The organism is Methanobrevibacter sp. UBA412 (assembly GCA_002495685.1).
GTDB classification, from domain to species: domain Archaea; phylum Methanobacteriota; class Methanobacteria; order Methanobacteriales; family Methanobacteriaceae; genus Methanobrevibacter_A; species Methanobrevibacter_A acididurans.
Genome location: DAGJ01000022.1, coordinates 1 through 20479, shown reverse-complemented (window position 1 = coordinate 20479; position 20479 = coordinate 1). Strand labels below are relative to the sequence as shown.

21 protein-coding genes and 2 pseudogenes are annotated in these 20479 nt (G+C 29.1%); 5 read left to right on the top strand and 18 right to left on the bottom strand.

Annotated elements, in window-relative coordinates; all coding sequences use genetic code 11:
* Positions 1 to 46: 46 nt before the first annotated feature.
* The 8 genes and pseudogenes from BP997_RS07220 to BP997_RS07185 form a co-directional block, all read right to left on the bottom strand.
* Positions 47 to 613 carry a methanogenesis marker 17 protein gene (locus BP997_RS07220; protein WP_409197893.1) on the bottom strand — a complete coding sequence of 189 codons (567 nt, stop codon included), beginning with the start codon at positions 611 to 613 and terminating at the stop codon, positions 47 to 49.
* Positions 614 to 653: 40 nt separating this feature from the next.
* The gene (locus BP997_RS07215) at positions 654 to 1892 is read right to left on the bottom strand and encodes a methanogenesis marker 15 protein (RefSeq protein WP_413829054.1); all 1239 of its coding nucleotides are present in this window, start codon (positions 1890 to 1892) and stop codon (positions 654 to 656) included.
* Positions 1893 to 2114: 222 nt separating this feature from the next.
* A pseudogene (locus BP997_RS07210) lies at positions 2115 to 2546 on the bottom strand (methanogenesis marker 5 protein); the annotation flags it as partial.
* A gap of 40 nt (positions 2547 to 2586) precedes the next feature.
* Positions 2587 to 3069 (bottom strand): methanogenesis marker 6 protein, encoded by a 483-nt coding sequence (locus BP997_RS07205; protein ID WP_413824872.1) that lies wholly within the window; start codon positions 3067 to 3069, stop codon positions 2587 to 2589.
* Positions 3070 to 3107: 38 nt separating this feature from the next.
* Complete coding sequence (gene mmp3 / locus BP997_RS07200; protein WP_409197896.1) at positions 3108 to 4748, bottom strand: methyl-coenzyme M reductase-associated protein Mmp3; 1641 nt, start codon at positions 4746 to 4748, stop codon at positions 3108 to 3110.
* 96 nt (positions 4749 to 4844) lie between these two features.
* Positions 4845 to 5816, bottom strand: coding sequence for a methanogenesis marker 2 protein (locus tag BP997_RS07195; protein ID WP_409197897.1), 972 nt, complete (start codon positions 5814 to 5816; stop codon positions 4845 to 4847).
* 44 nt (positions 5817 to 5860) lie between these two features.
* Positions 5861 to 7078, bottom strand: coding sequence for a DUF2117 domain-containing protein (locus BP997_RS07190; RefSeq protein WP_413829052.1), 1218 nt, complete (start codon positions 7076 to 7078; stop codon positions 5861 to 5863).
* A 37-nt stretch (positions 7079 to 7115) separates the two neighbouring features.
* Positions 7116 to 7619, bottom strand: coding sequence for a ribonuclease VapC (locus BP997_RS07185; protein WP_409197899.1), 504 nt, complete (start codon positions 7617 to 7619; stop codon positions 7116 to 7118).
* Between the two features lie 87 nt (positions 7620 to 7706).
* On the opposite strand from BP997_RS07185, the gene BP997_RS07180 reads away from it, so the two are divergent.
* A complete protein-coding gene (locus BP997_RS07180; protein WP_409197900.1) occupies positions 7707 to 8228 on the top strand; it encodes a MogA/MoaB family molybdenum cofactor biosynthesis protein in 522 nt (173 codons plus the stop codon).
* A 15-nt stretch (positions 8229 to 8243) separates the two neighbouring features.
* Here BP997_RS07180 and pyrE read toward each other — a convergent pair whose 3' ends face one another.
* The 4 genes and pseudogenes from pyrE to BP997_RS07160 form a co-directional block, all read right to left on the bottom strand.
* Positions 8244 to 8768: an orotate phosphoribosyltransferase gene (gene pyrE, locus BP997_RS07175; protein WP_409197901.1), complete on the bottom strand. Its 525-nt coding sequence runs from the start codon at positions 8766 to 8768 to the stop codon at positions 8244 to 8246.
* A 29-nt stretch (positions 8769 to 8797) separates the two neighbouring features.
* A complete protein-coding gene (locus tag BP997_RS07170) occupies positions 8798 to 9034 on the bottom strand; it encodes a PRC-barrel domain-containing protein (protein WP_413829050.1) in 237 nt (78 codons plus the stop codon).
* A gap of 241 nt (positions 9035 to 9275) precedes the next feature.
* Positions 9276 to 9380, bottom strand: a pseudogene (locus tag BP997_RS07165) (symporter small accessory protein); the annotation flags it as partial.
* On the bottom strand, positions 9380 to 10996 hold the full coding sequence (locus tag BP997_RS07160) for a sodium:solute symporter family protein (protein ID WP_413824881.1): 1617 nt from the start codon (positions 10994 to 10996) through the stop codon (positions 9380 to 9382). The pseudogene BP997_RS07165 and the gene BP997_RS07160, both read right to left, overlap by 1 nt.
* A gap of 288 nt (positions 10997 to 11284) precedes the next feature.
* On the opposite strand from BP997_RS07160, the gene BP997_RS07155 reads away from it, so the two are divergent.
* From BP997_RS07155 to BP997_RS07145, 3 genes are read left to right on the top strand one after another with little or no spacing between them, the layout of a single operon-like run.
* Positions 11285 to 12586, top strand: coding sequence for a phenylacetate--CoA ligase family protein (locus BP997_RS07155; RefSeq protein ID WP_409197904.1), 1302 nt, complete (start codon positions 11285 to 11287; stop codon positions 12584 to 12586).
* Positions 12587 to 12618: 32 nt separating this feature from the next.
* Positions 12619 to 13050 (top strand): ACT domain-containing protein, encoded by a 432-nt coding sequence (locus BP997_RS07150; protein WP_409197905.1) that lies wholly within the window; start codon positions 12619 to 12621, stop codon positions 13048 to 13050.
* Positions 13051 to 13110: 60 nt separating this feature from the next.
* Entirely contained in the window at positions 13111 to 13428 is a 318-nt protein-coding gene (locus tag BP997_RS07145; RefSeq protein WP_413824884.1) for a transcription factor S, read from the top strand.
* 127 nt (positions 13429 to 13555) lie between these two features.
* Here the strand turns inward: BP997_RS07145 and BP997_RS07140 are convergent, their stop codons facing one another.
* Positions 13556 to 13969 carry a PadR family transcriptional regulator gene (locus BP997_RS07140; RefSeq protein ID WP_413824887.1) on the bottom strand — a complete coding sequence of 138 codons (414 nt, stop codon included), beginning with the start codon at positions 13967 to 13969 and terminating at the stop codon, positions 13556 to 13558.
* A 66-nt stretch (positions 13970 to 14035) separates the two neighbouring features.
* Positions 14036 to 14458, bottom strand: coding sequence for a universal stress protein (locus BP997_RS07135; RefSeq protein ID WP_409197909.1), 423 nt, complete (start codon positions 14456 to 14458; stop codon positions 14036 to 14038).
* 401 nt (positions 14459 to 14859) lie between these two features.
* Here BP997_RS07135 and BP997_RS07130 point away from each other — a divergent pair, with 401 nt between their 5' ends.
* Positions 14860 to 16338 carry an IS1182 family transposase gene (locus tag BP997_RS07130; protein WP_413829048.1) on the top strand — a complete coding sequence of 493 codons (1479 nt, stop codon included), beginning with the start codon at positions 14860 to 14862 and terminating at the stop codon, positions 16336 to 16338.
* An 82-nt stretch (positions 16339 to 16420) separates the two neighbouring features.
* Here BP997_RS07130 and BP997_RS07125 read toward each other — a convergent pair whose 3' ends face one another.
* The 4 genes from BP997_RS07125 to iorA form a co-directional block, all read right to left on the bottom strand.
* Positions 16421 to 17356: a 3-hydroxyacyl-CoA dehydrogenase gene (locus tag BP997_RS07125; protein WP_409197910.1), complete on the bottom strand. Its 936-nt coding sequence runs from the start codon at positions 17354 to 17356 to the stop codon at positions 16421 to 16423.
* A gap of 161 nt (positions 17357 to 17517) precedes the next feature.
* Positions 17518 to 17799 (bottom strand): hypothetical protein, encoded by a 282-nt coding sequence (locus tag BP997_RS07120; RefSeq protein WP_409197911.1) that lies wholly within the window; start codon positions 17797 to 17799, stop codon positions 17518 to 17520.
* A 30-nt stretch (positions 17800 to 17829) separates the two neighbouring features.
* Positions 17830 to 18426: an indolepyruvate oxidoreductase subunit beta gene (locus tag BP997_RS07115; RefSeq protein ID WP_409197912.1), complete on the bottom strand. Its 597-nt coding sequence runs from the start codon at positions 18424 to 18426 to the stop codon at positions 17830 to 17832.
* A gap of 2 nt (positions 18427 to 18428) precedes the next feature.
* Positions 18429 to 20360, bottom strand: a complete 1932-nt coding sequence (iorA, locus tag BP997_RS07110; protein ID WP_409197913.1) for an indolepyruvate ferredoxin oxidoreductase subunit alpha — start codon at positions 20358 to 20360, stop codon at positions 18429 to 18431.
* Positions 20361 to 20479 lie beyond the last annotated feature (119 nt).

The following is a 20479-nucleotide window of genomic DNA, read 5'->3' as shown; positions in this document are numbered from 1 at the left end:
ATAAAGGGTTTCTACAAAACCATAAAAAGAGAAGAATTGAAATTTTTTAATATAAATATTCTGTGTTTTCTAATTCCTCTATAAATTTTTGACAATGGTCAATCCATTTATCTTTGATAAGTTCATCTGTAGCAACTACTGCAACTATATCATTTTTAGACATATCTTTTATTATTTTAAATCCTTCAGGAACTATACGGAACATTGCATCATAACATCTTCTTTTAAGGTTTTCATATGGATTATCTATAACCCAATTATCTACTTCTTTTTTTCCAGATAATTCTATAATATATCTACTTGGTTGATGAACATTTTCTCTTCCTAATTCTTTCCATAATTTCTTTAAAATATTAGGTAAAAAATTTTCATCATTAATAGTTATTGTAGTTAAATCCTTTTCAGGATCATAAACTGAACTTGAAACTTCATTTAAATGTTTAGCTTTAGAAGTTTTCTTCATTTTCATTGCCATAATGAAAACTACTTCATTAGGATTTACGTATGCTTTTAAATCTGAGAGTGCAGGAGCTAATAACAAATCTTGTAAGATTTGTTTTGTTATCATTTCATAAACTTTTGCCCCTTCATGATCATTTGATTCAATTATCATAACTTAATTAACCTCCTCATAAAAAAATAAATAATTTTTTTTATTGTTGGTTTCTATTTCCCATTCCACTTACAAGTAAAGCAGAACCTACAGCACCAATATGTTGTGAGTATTCTGGCACTATAACATCTATTCCACCTAATGTTTCACTAACAGCTTCAACAAGTCCAGTGATTAAACTAGTACCTCCAACTTGTATTAATGGTTCTCTTATATCAATTTCTTGAAGTTGTTGTTCATAAACTTGTTCAGATACACTGTGACATGCAGCTGCAGCAACATCTTCTTTTGATCCACCTGCAGCAAGGGTTGTAACTAAATCTTGTATACCAAATACAATACAATAACTGTTTAATTGTGCTCTTCTATAATTTCCTTTAACAGCTAATGGTCCTAATTCTGTAATATCAACATCTAATCTTCTACTAGTCATATCAAGGAATCTTCCAGATGCTCCTGCACAAATTCCCCCCATAGTAAAGTTATCAGGTATTCCATCATTTACTGTAATAACCTTATTATCCATACCACCAATATCTAATACTGTTGCTTCTCCTTTTTGATGGCCTGCAAGGTATACTGCTCCTTTAGCATTAACACTTAATTCTTCTTGAACTAGTTCTGCATTTAATTTTTTACCAATAGTTAATCGACCATAACCAGTAGTTCCAATTCCATCAATATCATTCCATCCGTATCCTGAGCTTTCAAATGCTTCATCTGCAGCTTTATTTACAGATTCCATAATATCTTTAGTTAAAGTCCAACCTGTACCTATTACTTTATTATTTTCCATTAACACTGCTTTTGTTGTAGTTGAACCTGAATCTAAACCTAATGTTAATCCTTCTTGTTTTTCACGTGCAAGAATACTTCTTCTAGTTACAGTGGTTGCTAAAGCTTCCATACGTATGAAAAGTTCATCTGCTTTAGTTCTTTCAGTAAATGAGTAAGTTACAACTGGTATACGAGTGTTATCTTGTAAGTATCTTCTGATTTCATTTCTTACAAGTGCTGCTTCAGCACAACGGAAACAAGAAGCTACAAAAACAGCATCAGGTTTACATCGACCTTCAACAATACTAACTGCTCTTGCTATCATTAATTTTAAACTTGAACTTTGTGCTGAGAAACCAAATTTTTCATATGCTTCCTCAATATAATCTAAATCTATTTCTGGAAGTATGATTTCTGCACCAAAAGTTAATGCTGCTTTTTCTATTTCTTTTTGTATCCCACTATATTCTGTACCACAGGATACTAATGCAATTTTAACCATTTAGTAACCTCCTTTAGATTTTAAAGATGCTACAAGATCATCTTTACTCACTTTTCTTTCTTCTTCAGTTTTCATGTGTTCTTCAGAAGGTGTTTCTTCATTATTATTTTGAGTTTTTGAACTTTCTAATGGTTCCTCTTCAAGATTGTCTTCAGTGCTAATATCTTGATTTCCAGAACTTTCAATTTGTTTAGATTTTTCTTTTAAAGCTTCTGGATTATCCAAACTGTCTAAAAATTCATTAACTTGATTAACCATATCCATTGCACCTTCACGACTACTAGGATATTCAAGTTCTAATTGCGGAATATCTTTTTTACGTAAACAGAAAATACTTAATTCATTAGTACGTTGACAACCAACACAACCAAACCCATAAGGTGCACCATCAACAAGTATTGCTGCTTCTGCTTCATCTATAAGAGGGCCTATAATTGCCATTCTTCCACGAACACCAGAAGGAACTTCAATTGCAGCATATTGTAATCCTTTAATAGGATCTTCTTCAGTAATATTCATTGGAGGAGAATCTATTTCTGGATCTTTAATTTTCTTTCTCATTTCTTTTTGTAAAGCTAAAGCTGTATGACCTTTTCTTTCTATTAAATCTGCTAATACTAAAGAGTTAGGGGGATAAATTGCTACTTTCACCATATTAAATCACACCATTTTTTTTATTAAAATCATTCTTTTATTATTTTTTTTCTTTTTTTATTGATTCATTAACAATACTTTTAAATTCATCAACATCAATTGGTTTAGGTTTAACTATTTCAACAGGTCTTGGATTCTTTAATGCTTCACCAACATAATCCAAAAGTTCATATTCTCTTTCTAATTGGTGAAAACCTTCACGAGGACCTAAACGATGCCCTCTACAACGACGTGGGTCACCTGGTGCGAATCCACGATCTTTTGTAAAAATGTTATATGGATCTAATTTACGTATTTCAATAATTGCTTTTTTAACATCTTCTTTTTTCCCACTAACCATTGCACCATAACAGGTTTCTTTTATTGTGAGTGGTAATCCAAGTAAATGTAATTCACTTGTTAATTCACTTTCACTAACATTAGCTCGTGGTCCAAGAATAATCATACGATTTACAACTTCAGGATCTAAATCTTCAGAATCTAATTTTGGACTCATAGTAAGATGTGCTTCTGCTTCTTTCATAATTAATCCTTCCTTATATTCTTAAATCATAATATTTATTATTTTAATGCTTTTTTAATACTTTCATCCATCATATCAGTATCTTCAGGGAATTCTTCAGTATCTAATTCTTCTAATGTTTCTTCATCAATATGTTCAGGGTTAACTTCTCGTAGGTAAACTATATCATTCTCTTTTAAACCATGAATATCATTTAAATCAGATACTACTTCACCTATAATATTAGTTCCATCGAAAGGTTCCGCTGTAGGACCAAACTCATCATTATCCTTTGTACGAATTCCAATAATACCAAGATTCTTACGACTCATGTTAGTTACCCCAATACTTCCAGCTTTAACAATATCCTTTGGAGTGTTTTCAGGTAAAATACCTTTAGCTTCCCTATCATCACCTGCAAACATGAAAATATGCATATCTTGCACTGCAAAGTATACTTTTAAAGTTCCAATTGGTTTTTCAACTAATCCAGTTAATTTATCAAAGTACCATCTTGTACGTGGAGCTTTATCAGTCATTTTAATAAGAATTAAATCAGTTTTATTTAATCCTTTAGTTTGAACTTTTCCCGCTTTTATAATATCCATTGTTTCATTAGGGATTTGTTCAACTATAATAGCATCATCCTCAGTAACACCAACACGTTCCTGTTTAATACCCCTATTTTTTAATTCTTCCTCAACTTCTTTCTGTGTTTTTGTTAAAGTTTTAATAGGTTCAGGATTAGAATGAATTGTAATAACATCCCCATAACTTGCAATATCTATTAATTCCATACCTTTAACAACTTTACCTATTGTAGTGTGACTATTAACTCTAACACGATCTTCACGATAAATATAAATTTTTCCTTTACCTTTACCAGAATTACGTAAAGTTACAGTACCTCTTTTACGTTCTGTAATCTCTTCAACAGGTTTAGTGATTCCTTGTAACCAAAATTCTCCAATGAAAGAATTAGATTCATAATCAACCTTAATAGTATTATCATGAATAACTGAAAAGAATTGTTCAACAGATTTTGAAGAATTAACATTAGGTTCAACAAGACAATATGTGAATAATTGATTACCTTCAGCTAAAGGTGTGCTTAATTCACTAACAGAAGATGAATCTGTTACAGTACTACGCTCTATAATAGGTTCAACACTAATTATATCATCATCATCAGTTAATTGACGTAAAGTACGAACTCCACCAATAACTTTAGCAAAAACACCATTATTTGTACCTTCAGGAACACCATAAACATTTTCCATATCTTCTTTTGCAAAAATTATATGAGTCGCATCACGACTAAAACCAGAAAGACTTAATAAAACATCTCTATCCCAATATTTATGATTTTCTTTAGATGGAGTAAAATCAGTAGTAACAGGCCCTACTGCAACTTCATTATTACTAGTCCATCTAACACTTAAACCATTAAAATCAGAATAATGAGATTTCCAAAAATCAACTAAAGGTTTAGCTTCAGGAGCATCAGACAATTCTATAATAACACTACCTTTAGGAGATTTAATTTTATATTTATTAATATTCCCTTCTAATTCAGATTGTCCCTTAATTAAACAAATTAAACTACCTTGACTATAAGGAGCATTACTTATATTAATTGCATCCTTTATTGTAGAACCTTCAGGAATATCAACATCTTCACCATTAATTTTAACTAACATAAGTTTCCAAATCCTATTAACTTTTTTTTATTAACTTTTTTTTATAATTAAATTATATTTACCAAAAAAATGTATATACATTAACTTTTCTTTAATTTATAATACGGGATTAACCTTTTGATTAAATAAAACTAAACGTTCATCCTTATATTCAACATATAAAGATTTTTCACTAATTACATCACCAACAACAGACACAGTAAAATCAAATTTAGAAAGCATATCAATAACTCCTTGAGTATTCTCAACAGGAGAAGTTAAAACAAATGCTGCACCAGGATAAGATTTTAACCAATCCTCCCAATCCACTTTAGGATTTCGGGGAATAGATTCTAAACGAACACAAGCACCAACATCAGAGCATTCACATAACATTTCAAGAGTACCTAATACTCCAGGATTACTTATATCTTTACCTGCAGTAACAAGTCCAGATTCACCTAAATCTTTCATAACTTTAATTTGATTTTGAACTAAAGTTTCATCTTTTAAATAAGTAGTATCCCAATTTAAAGGGAAATCATGGTGTTGTCTTCCTTCAATATCTATAGCAACTAATACTTTATCTCCAACATTAGCCCCAAAACTGGTGATTAATTTATCTTTATTAGCAATCCCAATAATTGCCATTCCAATAGAATCAAAATCTGCATCAGGGTGAAGATGTCCACCAACTAAAGGAATATTAAATTTTTCACAACCATCTTTAATCCCTTTCATAAGCTCATCATAAATTTTATCATGCTTAATTGATAATATATCCACCATTGCTAAAGGTTTTCCACCCATTGCTGCAATATCATTAACATTAACAAGAACACTACAATATCCTGCCCAGTAAGGATTTGTGTTCATCAATTGACCCCATATACCATCTGCTGCAAAAAGTATCACTTGATTATTCCCAATATCAATAGCTGATGCATCATCACCAAAGTCTAATAAAACATTCCCTGAAATGTTATAAACAGATTTTAGAGAGTCTGTAACTTTACTTATATCATTTTTTCTGGTTACACCATTAAAAGACTGAAGAGATTTTATAAGATCCTTTAAATCCAAAAACATACACCTCATAATTTCTAAAAGATAATAAATTATAAAATTTTATATTAATTAACTATTTTAAAATCACAATTTATAATATTTACTATTTTAGTAATTGTTTCAAAAATTTCATTAAGCTTCAAAGTTTTAAAATCATCCAAGTTACAATCCTTTGGATATTGAATTTCTAAAATTTCATTGAAATTAAAAACTTTATCAAAAATTTCAGCTCCAACAATATCATCATAACCAGATTCTACTTGTATAATTTTAGATTCATTTTTAACAAAACCATGTTCTACAACTTTATCTAAATCCCCATCTGTTATTCCAATAATTGGGACATTAAAACGATAAAGAATATCTGAAGTCACTAAAGTTGTATCATCACCTACAGTAATAACTAAATCATTATCTTTTAGTTTATAAATATCTTCAGCAGCATGATCTAAGTAAGCAATACTTAAAATTGTAGAAGAATTATCCTTGTTTAATACTCGAGGTTCAATATCATCACTTCTGCGAAGTAAACCTGTTTTAATAATTGCAGTATTTAAATCTATTTTCCCTAATTTATCCACACCGTGTTGTTTAATATTCCCTCCAATAATATCTGTAATAATACCATCTTTTGCAACAAGAGTTAACTTATCAGATGAAGATTTTCCAATAACCATTCCATTTACAAGGATATTTTCACCTGGACTTACTCCATGAACTGGACGAACAATATTACCTTTTAAATCTGGAATATTATTAGTAAAATGTTTTAACCTTACATCTTCAGGTGTTACGATATTTAATTCTAATTGACTAGCTAGTTTAATTGCAAAATCATCAGCAGTTAAAGTTTTATATTCACTTCTAGCACCAGGATGTATATTTAATTTAGTTTCATTACCATCCCAAACAATAACACTACCATCATTTTCCCCTGGACGTTCAATTTGTATGACTGGTGTTAAATCATCAGTTAAATATTGACTATAATGATTAAAAACTTTATAACCAAACACTTGACCTGTTGTGGAAGATTTACCATAATTTAATAAGAAAATACAATCTAAATTTTCATCCTTAAATTTCTTTAATGATTGACTAGGAAGTAATTTCTCTTTAATATTTATCACATTTTCAAGGGAAGCATCAATAACTGCAGTTCTTCCCATTGTTCCACCTAGCCTACAATGAATATTACCATAATTTGATAATATATCTAAAATATATAAAGCATACCCTGAATCTATAATATTCGGGCCATGTACTACTACTCCAATTTCCATAAATAATAAACCTACAAAAACAAATTTTCTTTTATAATTACTTTTTTATTCTGCGTTTAAAAAGTGAAGACCCACACACTTCACAATCTTCATAAGGATAATCTTCAGGATAATCCCGTTTACAACCATTACAAGTTTTAACCCAATTATACACACCATTAATACCTTTAGTAATAATACTACTATAAGGAATACCTATAATCTTTAAAACATTCTGTATAGAATAATCATCAGTTAAAACTTTAACATTACTATTAGTATTCTGAATATCTAAGGCTAAAGCTATTAAATTCTTATCCGGTTCAGATAATCTTAAACTATCCCCAGATTTTTTAATAATTTCATCTAGTTCTAACTTAAATTTATCATTAGGATTACGGACAATTAAATTACCCTCATCAATTGCTTGATTCAAACGTATTTGAGACTTTAAATCCTTAACTTCATGAGTTATATCAGATACTGTATAATTAACATTATTACCCGGTTCATAACCATTAATAAAAGCAGAAGCATCTAAAACATAAACAACATTATTCATATTAATTATATATAGATAATAAAAAATATATACCTTACTCGGAAAAAATAATTCTAAGAAAAAATTAAGGATAGGATGTAAATAAAAATGATAAGCGAAACAATGGAATCCCATAAAAAAGATAGTCCCTCAGATATAAAATGTGGAATCATCACATTAAGTGATAGTTTAAAAGAAAAAGGTAATGAAGGAATAGAAGAAGATTTATCAGGACAATATTTATTTGAAAGACTAAGTGAAAAATATGAAGTATCCGCATATGTACTTATAGCAGACGAATCAGATAAATTAATACAAGCTATATCTAATATGAATAGTAAAGGAATAGATGTAATTTTCACAACAGGTGGAACAGGACTTGAAAGTAGAGATATAACTATTGAAACATTAGTTCCAAGATTTGATAAAGTAATACTCGGTTTTGGGGAAGAATTCCGTCGAAAATCCTTTGAAAAATTAGGTTCCGGAGCATTACTATCCAGATCAACTGCTGGAATTTATAATAAAACAATCATTTTTGCATTACCCGGTTCACCTAATGCTGTTGAAATGGGTTTAAATTTAATATATCCTGAAATAGGACATCTTGTAAAACATGCAAGAAAATAAGAAAAAATAAAATAATTAAAAAAATTCATTAACACTAATTAAAGGTTCTAAAAGAATATTTGCATCTTCAAATGCCTCAACAGCACCTTCTTCACGGTCAACACAAACAAAAGCTCTACTAACATTACCACCATTATCTTGGATTGCATGTATAGCTTTAAGTAAAGATCCACCAGTTGTAGTAACATCTTCTACAACAATAACATCATCACCTTCACATAATTCACCTTCAATAAGTTTACTAGTACCATAACCCTTTTTTTCTTTACGTATCATAAGTAATGGAATACGTGACTCTAAAGATACAGCAGTAGCTATAGGAACAGCACCTAAAGCAGGTCCTGCAACTTTATCAATATTATCATCACTTATTTTATCAGTAATTAATTTAGCAATAGTTGATAATATTTCAGGATTAGTGATTGCTTTTTTCATATTAACATAATAATTACTTTTTTTACCACTAGCTAGAGTGAAATCTCCCTTTTCAAAAACTTTATTTTCTTTTAAAATTTGAATTAAATAATCTTTATTTGACATAGAAATCTCTTAATAAAAAAAAGTTTTTTTTATTCCTCTTCGGATAAATCTTTTAATAATATTTTATCCCCAACTTTACTCACCATACCTACGGGAATAATATCTTCACTTTTTTTAATATTCATTTTTTCTTTAATATTGCCTTTATTAATTACTAAACCTGTTATTTGATATGTTTCAGGATCTATTTCAAAATCAACAACTTTTCCAAGTATAGTAACATTTAAATTTAATACTTCTTTTCCTAAAATTTCTTTAGTTCTCATTTTATAAACACAACTCCTAAAATCATTATTTTATTTATTTTTAAAAAACGGTTCTCTTTAATTTAATAATATTATTTTATACATTCTAATTATTTATACCTTTAAAAAAGTTTGACATTATTAAAGGTAAAAAAAAATAATTAAAAAAAAGTGTTAAATTGGAGAAAATATTTTAATAAGAATCTAAATCTTCTTCAGTAATTCCTTTATCCTGAAGACGTTCTTCTTCATCTTCATCCCCTTTATTCCAATTAACAATACCATAAACCACACAAAGAAGTGTAGATAAAATTATTAAAACATAAACACCCCAAATCCATGGATCAGATATACCAAAAACCATCATTAGGATTCCTCCTTAACTTTCTTCTTATTAAAACCTTTAAATGAATTTGTTAAATATTTTTCATCTAATGGTTTTGTGAGTAAGGAAACTACAACTAAAAAGATTATACTAATTGGTAATGCAATTATCATAGTATCAACATAAGGCCAAGGCATAGTTGATATTAACATAGGATAACCAGTTAAGAATTTACAAATTCCTAAAGATGTTGCAGTTTTTCCAAAGACAAATATTAACCAGAACAAACTTGAGAATACTCCAGCTAATATACTTGCAATAGCTCCTTCACGAGTTGCACGCTTCCAATAACATGCCGCCAAATAAGCAGGAAGGAAAGAAGCAGCACAAACACCAAAGAATAAACTAGTACCTAAAGCTACTATACTTCCAGGTAGGGATAAACCTATAATAAGAGATAATACTATAGCTACAAGAATACCTATTTTAGAAAATGTAGTAGATAAATTATCAGATAACTTACGTTTATGTAAAGTTTCAATTATATCATGCCCTAAAGCGGTTCCTTGAGTATGATACTGACCACTTAATGTACTCATGGAAGCTGCAATCAATGTTAAAAGGAATAAATATACAAACCATTCAGGCATTGCCATGGAAATAAATGTAGGAATTATTTTATCAATATTACCTGCAACCATATTTACTGCAATTTTTCCAAAATTATCAAAGAAAAACACATTAGAAAGGGATCCAACAATATATGCAGTAGTTGGTATTAATGCAATGAAAACTCCTCCAATTAAAATAGAACGATTTAATTCTTTATCAGATTTCACTGTCATAAATCTTACTGCAAGTGATGGTTGTGCAAGTGCACCAATTCCAACCCCTAAAATTGTAGTTGTTACAAGATTCCACCAATAAGGTGAAGATAATGTAGGGAAAGAAGTCCATCCCGTTCCCCCATCAGCCGCTGCCGCAGCTGGATATAAATGAACCATATTAGATAAAGCCATGTTTGCATGAGATACTCCACCTAATTTCACATATACAAATACAAGTAAAATAGCCATACTAACAAACATGATAGTTCCTTGAAGAGCATCAGTATACATAACTCCCTTAATACCACCATAGAACACATACACTGCAATAATTAAAGATAAAATCAGAAGTGATAAACTAAAATTAAGAGCTAAACTAGTTTCCATAAATCTAGCAGCACCAATAAGAACAACTGCAGCATATAATGGCATACCACAGAATATAATTAAACCACTAGCAACTTGTATAAAACGACTATTAAATCTACGACCTAAAAATTCAGGAAATGTAACACTACCTAAATTATGTCCAATACGACGTGTTCTTTTACCGAGAAATGCAAATGCTATAAATATTCCAACTATAACATTTAACCATGCTAACCATAAAATTCCCATACCATATTTACCAGCAATTCCCCCAAAACCAACAATAGCAGCCGTAGATATAAATGTTGCCCCATAACTTAAAGCCATAATATAAGAATTAGTATCACGACCGGCTATTAAAAAGTCTTCTGAAGAATTTGTTCTTTTATAAGCAAGATAACCTATAAGGATTACCATTATAAAATATATTGCAAATATTGCAATTAACAAAGAATAATTCATAAAATTTTAACCTCATATACATAATAATAAATAAAAAAAACTATAAAAGATGAAAGCTACTAAAAATGTACATTTAATTATTTCACCCCAAAAAAATAGGTAGTACAATATAAAAGAATTAACCATCATTTTAAGTTATTAATAATTTATAACTAAAATAATATTTAAATATTCTATATAATATATTAATAATTCAAAAATTTATAAACATTAAATAATAAAAATAAATAAAGTTATAAAATTAAAGATTCATGTTTTAAAAAAAATTTTTATATGAGGATAAAAAATATGATTTGGAATGAAGCCGCAGAATGTATGGACGAAGAAGATAAAAAGGAATTACAATTATCATTACTACAACAAACCGTAAAAAGAGCATATGATAATGTACCTTTCTATAAAAAATTATTAGATGATGCAGGGGTAAAACCTGAAGATATAAAAACATTGAAAGATATTGAAAAAATACCATTCACAACAAAAACTGACCTTAGAGCAGCATACCCATTTAAAATGTTTGCTGTACCAGATGAAGAAATTGTGGAAATACACACATCTAGTGGAACAACAGGAGTACCAACAGTATCAGGTTACACAATAAAAGATTTAGATATATGGGGAGAAATGACTGCAAGAGGACTTGGAATGTGTAATGCAACCAAAAAAGATAGAATCCAGAATTGTTATGGTTATGGATTATTCACTGGAGGTTTTGGAATACATTACGGTGCAAGAACCGTAGGATGTACTGTAATCCCAATAAGCGCAGGAAACACAAAAAGACAAGTAGATACCTTATTAGATTTCCAAAGCACAATATTAACATGCACTCCCTCATATGCAGCATATATCGGAGAATACCTTAAAAAAGAAGGTTACAAACCAGATGATATAAGCTTAAAATATGGAGTATTCGGAGCAGAAATGTGGACCGAAGAAATGAGAAAAGGAATAGAAAAAAGTCTCGGAATAACAGCATTAAATATTTATGGACTAACTGAAGTAATGGGGCCAGGAATAGCAATAGAATGCCCAGAACAAACAGGACTACATGTAGCAGATGATCATTTCTACCCAGAAATTATAGATCCTAAAACTGGAGAAACATTACCAGATGGAGAAAAAGGAGAATTAGTACTTACAACTTTAACACGGGAAGGTTCACCAATAATCAGATTCCGTACAAAAGACATAACCACTTTACATAAAGGTAAATGTGCTTGTGGAAGAACAAGTTGTAAAATAGAACGTATAACTGGAAGAAGTGATGATATGCTTAAAATTCGTGGAGTTATGGTTTTCCCATACCAAATCGAACGTGCATTATTCAAAACTGAAGGCATAGAACCAACCTATCAAATCCATGTAACAAGACCAGGATTACTTGATGAAATTGAAGTGAAAGTAGAAGCATCACCAGATATGTTCTCAGATGAAATGAAAGAATTAAGCACACTTGAAAACACATTAAGTAAAAATATACATAATGAAATAGGATTAAGAGTAAATGTAACACTTGTTGAACCAGGATCATTACCTAGAAGTGAAGGAAAAGCAATAAGAGTAATTGATGAACGTAACTTTGAATAAGGAAAAAAATAATTTTTAAGGGAATGAAATTTATGAAAATAAAACAACTATCAGTATTCATAGAAAACAAAGAAGGTAGACTTAAAAACGCATTAAATGTATTATCTAAAGAAAATATTAATATTCGAGCATTATCTGTAGCAGATAGTGAAAAATATGGTATACTCCGTTTAATCGTGAATGACAACGAAAAAGCAAAAAAAGCATTAGAAAAAGAAAATTTAATTGTGAAAGAAACAGAAGTTATTGTAGTTGGCATACCAGACAAACCTAATGGATTAAACCACATACTTGAAATATTAGAAAAAGACGGAATCAATGTTGAATATATTTATGCATTCGTAAGTACAAAAGCAGATGAAGCAGTAGTAGTTATGAAAATTGAAGACATTGAAAAAGGTTTAAAATTATTAAAAGAAGCAAATTCAACAATCTTAACTAGAAAAGATATAAATAATTTATAAATAAAATTAAACCTTTAAAATTTTTTTCAAAAGATACACCTGAATGGAGCTTAATAAAACATGGAATTCTGCCCTAAATGTGGAAAAATGCTAATTCCCAAACATAATCAAGTAAAATGTAGCTGTGGATACAGTAAAAACTTAAACAAAAAAGATATAGAAGAACAGTACACGATGGCTGGAGAAAAAAAACATAACGAAGAAGTTGTTTTAATTGATGGGGATGTTGTAACCTTACCAACAACAAAAGGAAAATGTTTTAAATGTGGAAATACACAAATAGCTTGGTGGATGCGCCAAACAAGAAGTGCTGATGAAGCACCAACTATTTTTTACAGATGTACAAAATGTAGAAACACTTGGAAAGGACATGACTAAAAAAAATGGGAAAATTAATTAATTATTAATCTATTTTTTCCTACCTACCACTTTTTTTAGAGTCAAATATATATTAAAAAATAGTTTTAAAAAAAAATGGGAAAAATAGAATATTTATTCAATAAAATTATTTTAGACATGTAAATATATAATCTTGAACAATATCTCTTTTAAAATTCTTTTGGAAATCATGTTTAACTGTTTCAAAAACCCTGCTTCCCTTAGAAGTTAAATTATAAAATTTAACTTGATGATTATTATGCATACCTTCATGACTTTTAAGTAACCCTTCTTCTTCCATTTGATTTAATATGGGATAAACTTTACTATGACTAACATTTTTAATTAAACCAGCTTCAATTTGGGGTTTAAAAAATTCATCTATTTTTTTCATCAAATTGTAACCATGAAGAGATTTTTTTGAAAGATTCCATACAATTAAACTTCTCATTATACCATTAGAAATATTTTTAATTAGGACTTTATTTTCTTTAAATAATAAATGTGTTTCATCTTCATTAATTAATTCATCATTCCTCATAGTAAATTCACCATTAATAATATAGAAATTTTCATATCATTAATTTAAATTTTTTTTATAGAAAATTTAATTACGTACTAATAATACATCAGTACTTGCAGTTACAACAACTCTTTCAGCTACACTTCCTAATAAAAACTTTTGAACTCCACTTCGTCCAGATCCGGATATGATAATTAAATCTACATCATCTTCTTCAGCTACTTCAACTATTTTTTCAGCTGCAAAACCTACAACAACTTTTGTGGTGATATTACAATCTGAATCAAATTGTTGTTTCATGTGTTCTACATTTTTTTGAGCTTCTTCATAGAATGTTTTATTTATATCATCAATATGTTCTTTTTTTTGGAATACATAAGGGACTAATTTATTAGCAACTGATAATATAATTATTTCCCCATTGGGATTTAATACTTTTTTTACTCTTGAAATTTCTTCTTCTGAATATTCTGAACCATCTGTAGGTAATAAAACTTTATCATACATATTTTTTTCCACCTTAATTTTTTTTATTATCCTTTTATTTTAAGGATAAAAGTTAACATGTATAATTTTATACATGTTGATAAAAAAACCTATAGTTTAAATAGTATATAAAATTAACGAAAAAAGAATAAAAAGAGGGTTGGCCAAAAATCGATTTTTTAATTTTTTGTAATACTTTTTTTTATTTTATTTTTTTAAGTTATTATTTTTCATGTTTTTTTTTATTTTTGTTGTCATTTTTGGGTGTTAATTTTTTTTTAGTGTGTTTTATTTTCTTGGTATTGTTTTATATTAATTTTTCATGTTTATTTTTTTATTTTAAGTGTTTTTAAATAGTTATATTTATATACTAGTAGTTACATATATTAATATTAAGTATTATTAATTCAATGATGTTAGTTATGGATATTAAACAATCTAGTTTTAAATTGGAGCGTTTAGATGATGATATTCCTAAGGATCATCTTTCTCGTTTTATTGTGCGTTTTGTTGATGAATTTTTCCCAGTTTTAAAGGTTGAAGAAAACATGGGAGGAAAGGGTAGGCCTGTTTTACCGGTTCGTAAAATGTTTAAATTAATTATTTATGCTTTTAATGAGGGTGTTACTAGTTCTAAAGTTATAGAAGATCATACTAAGTATCATAAAATTTATTTATATGTTTCTAATGGAATTAAACCTTCTCAAAGAAGTATTCGAAAATTCATCCGTGATTATGGTTATTTATTTAATGTTTTTATTGGAAGTACTTTACTTTTTGCAAATGAATTAGGAATCACAGATTTTAAGCATATATCCATCGATAGAACTATTAAAAAAGCATACAACTCTAAATTTAATGTTTTACATGAAAAAGACATTAATACTATAATTCAGTATTATAGTGGATTAAAGTTACCTAATAAGAAAATTAAAAAACTCCCACGTCCAGCACGTAAATTGATTGAACGAACAGATTTAAACAATGAAGATAAATTAGAATTACTATTTGAGTTACAAACTCAAATAAAGATGTCCGGTCAAAATACAGTACCTGTAAACGATGTTGAAGCTCGTTGGATGCATAATAAACAAGGATTAAATGAGGTCGCATACAATGTTCAAAGCGCTGTAGACACCGTTTCCAAACTTATTTGTGCAGTAAAAGTTTCACAAAAACCAACAGACCATTATGAATTACCAGAAATAGTGAAAAATGCAATAAATAACATCAACGATGAACCCGAATATGTAAGTGCAGATACAGGATACCACACCGAAACCAGCTTCCAATACCTAGAACAAAATAATATCAAAGGACTAATACCAGATAGAAAACAAACTCGAGAAAACACAGGAAGATTAAGTGAAAACCCATTCCATAAAGACCACTTCAAGCATGATCTAGAAAAAGACACTTACATTTGCCCAAATAAACAAGAACTACCTTTCCAACAAGAAATCAAACATTACCTAGAAAATGAAACAAAACCTTATAAAATCGAAAGAAGATACTGGAACTACAATGCATGCCAAGACTGCCCTGATAAAGAAAAATGCTACAAAGGAACACAAAGACAAATAACAGAATTCACAAGTAACACAGCCCTAAAAATGAAAAAACAAATGGAAACAAAAGAATACAAAAACATGTTTAAAAAAAGATCAAGCACAGTAGAAGCACCATTCGGTACACTTAAAACCTACTACCACATAAATGAACTACCCACAACAGGAATACAACACACAAAACACATACTAGCACTACAAGCACTAACATACAACCTAAAAAGACTAAACCACATAATCAAAAACACATATGACGAAACAGAAAACATAACCCAATTCATAGAAAAAATAGGAGCAACACTCAACCTAAAATGCAAAACCACAGAAAAATAAAAAAAAGTAATACCAAAAAATATCAAAAACTATTTATGGCCAACCCTCAAAAATAAAAAAAAGAATAAAAAATATTTAAAATTTAATATTTATAAAATCCTTCACCAGCATTAATACCAGTTTTTCCAGCATCAATTTTCTCTTTAAGCATAGCTGCTATTTTTCCCTCAATAGTTTCAATATCAGATGCATTAGGGTTCATAATAACAATATTATAAGCAGTAGTTAAACCTACAATATCTAAAATTCTGAAAGGTCCAATAGGTGCACCTGTAGCAAGTACCCAAGTTTTATCAATAGTTTCAGGATCAGCTACACCTTTTGCATATAACATTTCAGCAGCATTTAAAAATGGAACTAACATAGAGTTAAGTATATAACCAGGTTGTTCTTTTTTAAGTTGTAAAGGAACCATACCAATTTTCTCAGCAAAATCAACCACTATATCATAGTATTTTTGATCAGTACCAGCATGCCCCATAACTTCTGCAGTATTATTCTTCCAAATAGAATTTGCAAAATGTAATGCAAGATATTTTTCAGGACGACCAGTATACTCAGCAAATGCACTAGGAAGTAATGTAGAAGAATTAGTAACAATAATAGTTTTATCCGGAATATTTTTAGCTAATTCTTGATAAAAAGGAATTTTTTGTTTTGGATCTTCAGCAATTGCTTCAATAATTAAATCAGCATCATTACCTGCTTCAGCATAACTTGTAGTTAAAGTTATATTATCATATGCTAATTCAGCTTTATTTTTCAATTCATCGATTTCATCATCAGTTAAATCTTTTTTATCAGTAAACCCATTACAATATGCACTTGGGTCTGTTTTCATTTGTTCAAGAGTTGTTAAATATATATTTTTTACTCTTTCAAGTTTAGGTTTAGCTCTTCCAATAGATCCTTCACTTCGTAACCAAATTGTTACATTGAATCCTTTAAAAGCAGTTTGAAAAGCTATTTGACTACCTAAAACTCCTCCACCTGCAACTACTATATTTTTCATACTCATTTATTAAACCTCCAGCAATTATAAATAAACATGTAAACCTAGGTTTTATAAGTATATAAAATAATATGATTTGATTTTTTAATGAATAAAAATATAAAAAATAGAAAAAATTGCGAATAAAAAAAATAAAAATTTAAAAAAAATGTAATGAAAAGAAAAATTTAAAATTCTCTTAACATTTTAGCTATTTCTTCCTTTTGATAACCTAATTTTAAAAGTAAGTTTTTAATAGAATCATCAGGTTTCTTACCATGAATTTCTTTCCAATTCTTAAAATCATTTTTCACAATAGCATTAACAAGTAATTGGATAGTAATTAAATCATCACCATCTATTGCAACTAATATTTCTTTTCCATTAAAGTATCTTTCAGGATCTACAAGGTCAAATTTTCCAGCACTTTTATCCCACTTAATTATTGCATTCTTTATTTTATATGACATGATTAAAAGTCTCCTAAAAATTTATATATTTTACTTAACAGCATTATATCCATTTTCAATAGCTTTAATATTCATTTCATGGAATTTAGGTTTAAGATTATTTTTCATAGCTTTAATAATATCGTTTTTAGATAAAATGAAATCATCACTAGCTGTTAATGCACCTAATAATACCATATTCAATGATAAAATACTTCCAGCATCTTCAGCTAATTGATTACCATTAAGAGGATGCACATTATTATATTCTTGTTTTAAAGTAGGAATAATCTCATTTTCAACAGATGGATATCTTTCACCTGTTTGTGAAATTGTTGAAGGGACAATAGGTATTGTGTTAAAAACAATTTTAGTATCATAATTTGCTTTATTCAAACCTCGAACAACTTCTATTGGTTCAAAACCAAGAACCATATCAGCTTTATGATTCTCAACAATACTACTTTTATAATCACCAATTCGAAGTTCAGTAGAAACTGAACCTCCTCTTTGACTCATACCATGAATTTCACTCATTGCAACATCATAACCTTGAGCCATTGCAGCTTCACCAATAACAACACTAGTCTTAATGATTCCCTGACCACCTACACCACAGATGTAAATATTATAAGTACCATTAGACATAACTATTCACCATCCTCTTTTTTAGCTTTTATAGCTTTTTCCGGACATATTTGAGCACATGCCACACATCCAAAACACATATTACTATCAATAACTACATCATCACCTATTTTAGATATTGCAGGACAAGCCAATTCATCCACACATTTATAACATTTTGTACAATTATCTTGAATACTCATTGGTTTTCGTTTTTTAATCCCTTTAATAAGTGTACATGGGAATTGTGTTATTACAACACTAACTCCTTCATATTCTAATGCTTCTTTATAAATATCAATAGTTTTTCTTATACTATGAGGATTAGTTGTTCTAATAAATTTAACACCAATAGCTTCAACTAATTTCTCAATATTTATTGCAGGAGCTTCATCCCCAACACCATCAACAGGTAATCCAGGATTTGGTTGGCCTCCAGTCATAGCAGTTATACGATTATCTAATATAGTTACAACTAAATTCTTATTATTATTATGAACAGCATTAATAAGAGGAGCTATTCCACTATGGAAAAATGTACTATCTCCAATAAAACTACAAACATATTGATTAGTGGATTTACTAAATCCACATCCATCACCAATACTGGAACCCATACTTAATAAGTAATCTGCAGCATTATACGGTGGACTAATACCTAAAGTATAACATCCAATATCAGAAGCAAAAACCATCTCAGATTCAGGTATTTCTAATTCTTCTGCAGCTTTACCAATTGAATAATAACTTGAACGATGAGGACAACCAGCACATAAAGTTGGTTGACGATTAGGAATAGAATCTTTTAATTCTTTTATTGCAGGGGAATCTTCATTATCTTCAAATTCATAATAATTTAATATTCTGTTAAATGATTCTTTAACAATATCTTGACTATACTCATGAACAAAAGGGAATGTTCCATTTCTTTTCCCATAAACTGGAATATCTAAACCATTTTCTCCAAGGATTGCTAAAACACTTATTTCAAGTATTGGATCTACTTCTTCAACTATGAAAATTCCATCTAAATCTTTCACAAAATCTAATATTAAATCTTCACTTACAGGATATGATAATCCTAATTTAAGTATATCAATACCTAATTTATCCTTGTTGATTACATCATATGCATAATTAAAAGCACTACTACTTGAAATTACACCAAATTTACCATATAACTTTGCAGGAGTACCAATATTATCAAAATGATAGACTTTATTTAATTCAGATTCAAATGCAAATTTTTCTAAAGAATCTATCTTATTTACAAGAACTGTGTGCATATCTAATGCATTTGCAGGTACAGGAACATATTGACTTGGATTTTTATCAAAGTGTCCTCTAGGCCAATATTCACCATCCCGTATATCTTCCTCAGATTTAGGAATGTCTCCTAATGTTACTGGTCCTCTCATATGAGATACTCGTGTTGTTGTTCTAACAATTACAGGTAATCCTATTTCTTCAGATAAATTATAAGCATAAACCATCATGTCTTTTACTTCTTGAGGATTACTTGGTTCTAAAACTGGAAGATTGGATTGTCTTGCAAAGTTTCTTGTATCTTGCTCATTTTGAGAAGAGAAAGTTGATGGATCATCTGCAACAAGTATAACCATTCCAGCATTCACCCCACTATATGCAGTAGTCATTGCAGAATCACTTGCCACATTCATCCCAACATGTTTCATGAAAGTAAATGATCGCAAATTACTTACAGCAGCAGTTGCTGCTATTTCCATTGCTGTTTTTTCATTTGCTGAGAATTCAAAATACATATTAGCATTTTTTGCTGTTAAAGATAAAATATTACCTATTTCTGATGAGGGTGTTCCTGGATAAGTTGCACTTACTTTTACTCCAGACTCAAAAGCACCACGTACTGCTGCTTCATTTCCAAGCAAAAATAGTTTTTCTCCTTTTTCACCTTTTGTTAATTTTTCATAACTCATAACGATTTCACCAATTATTAATAAAAAATTTCAAATTTTATATAAAATTATAATATAATTATCTTTAGTTTTAATAATAAATATATATTTTTATAATGGCTCTGTCAAAAACTTAGTTG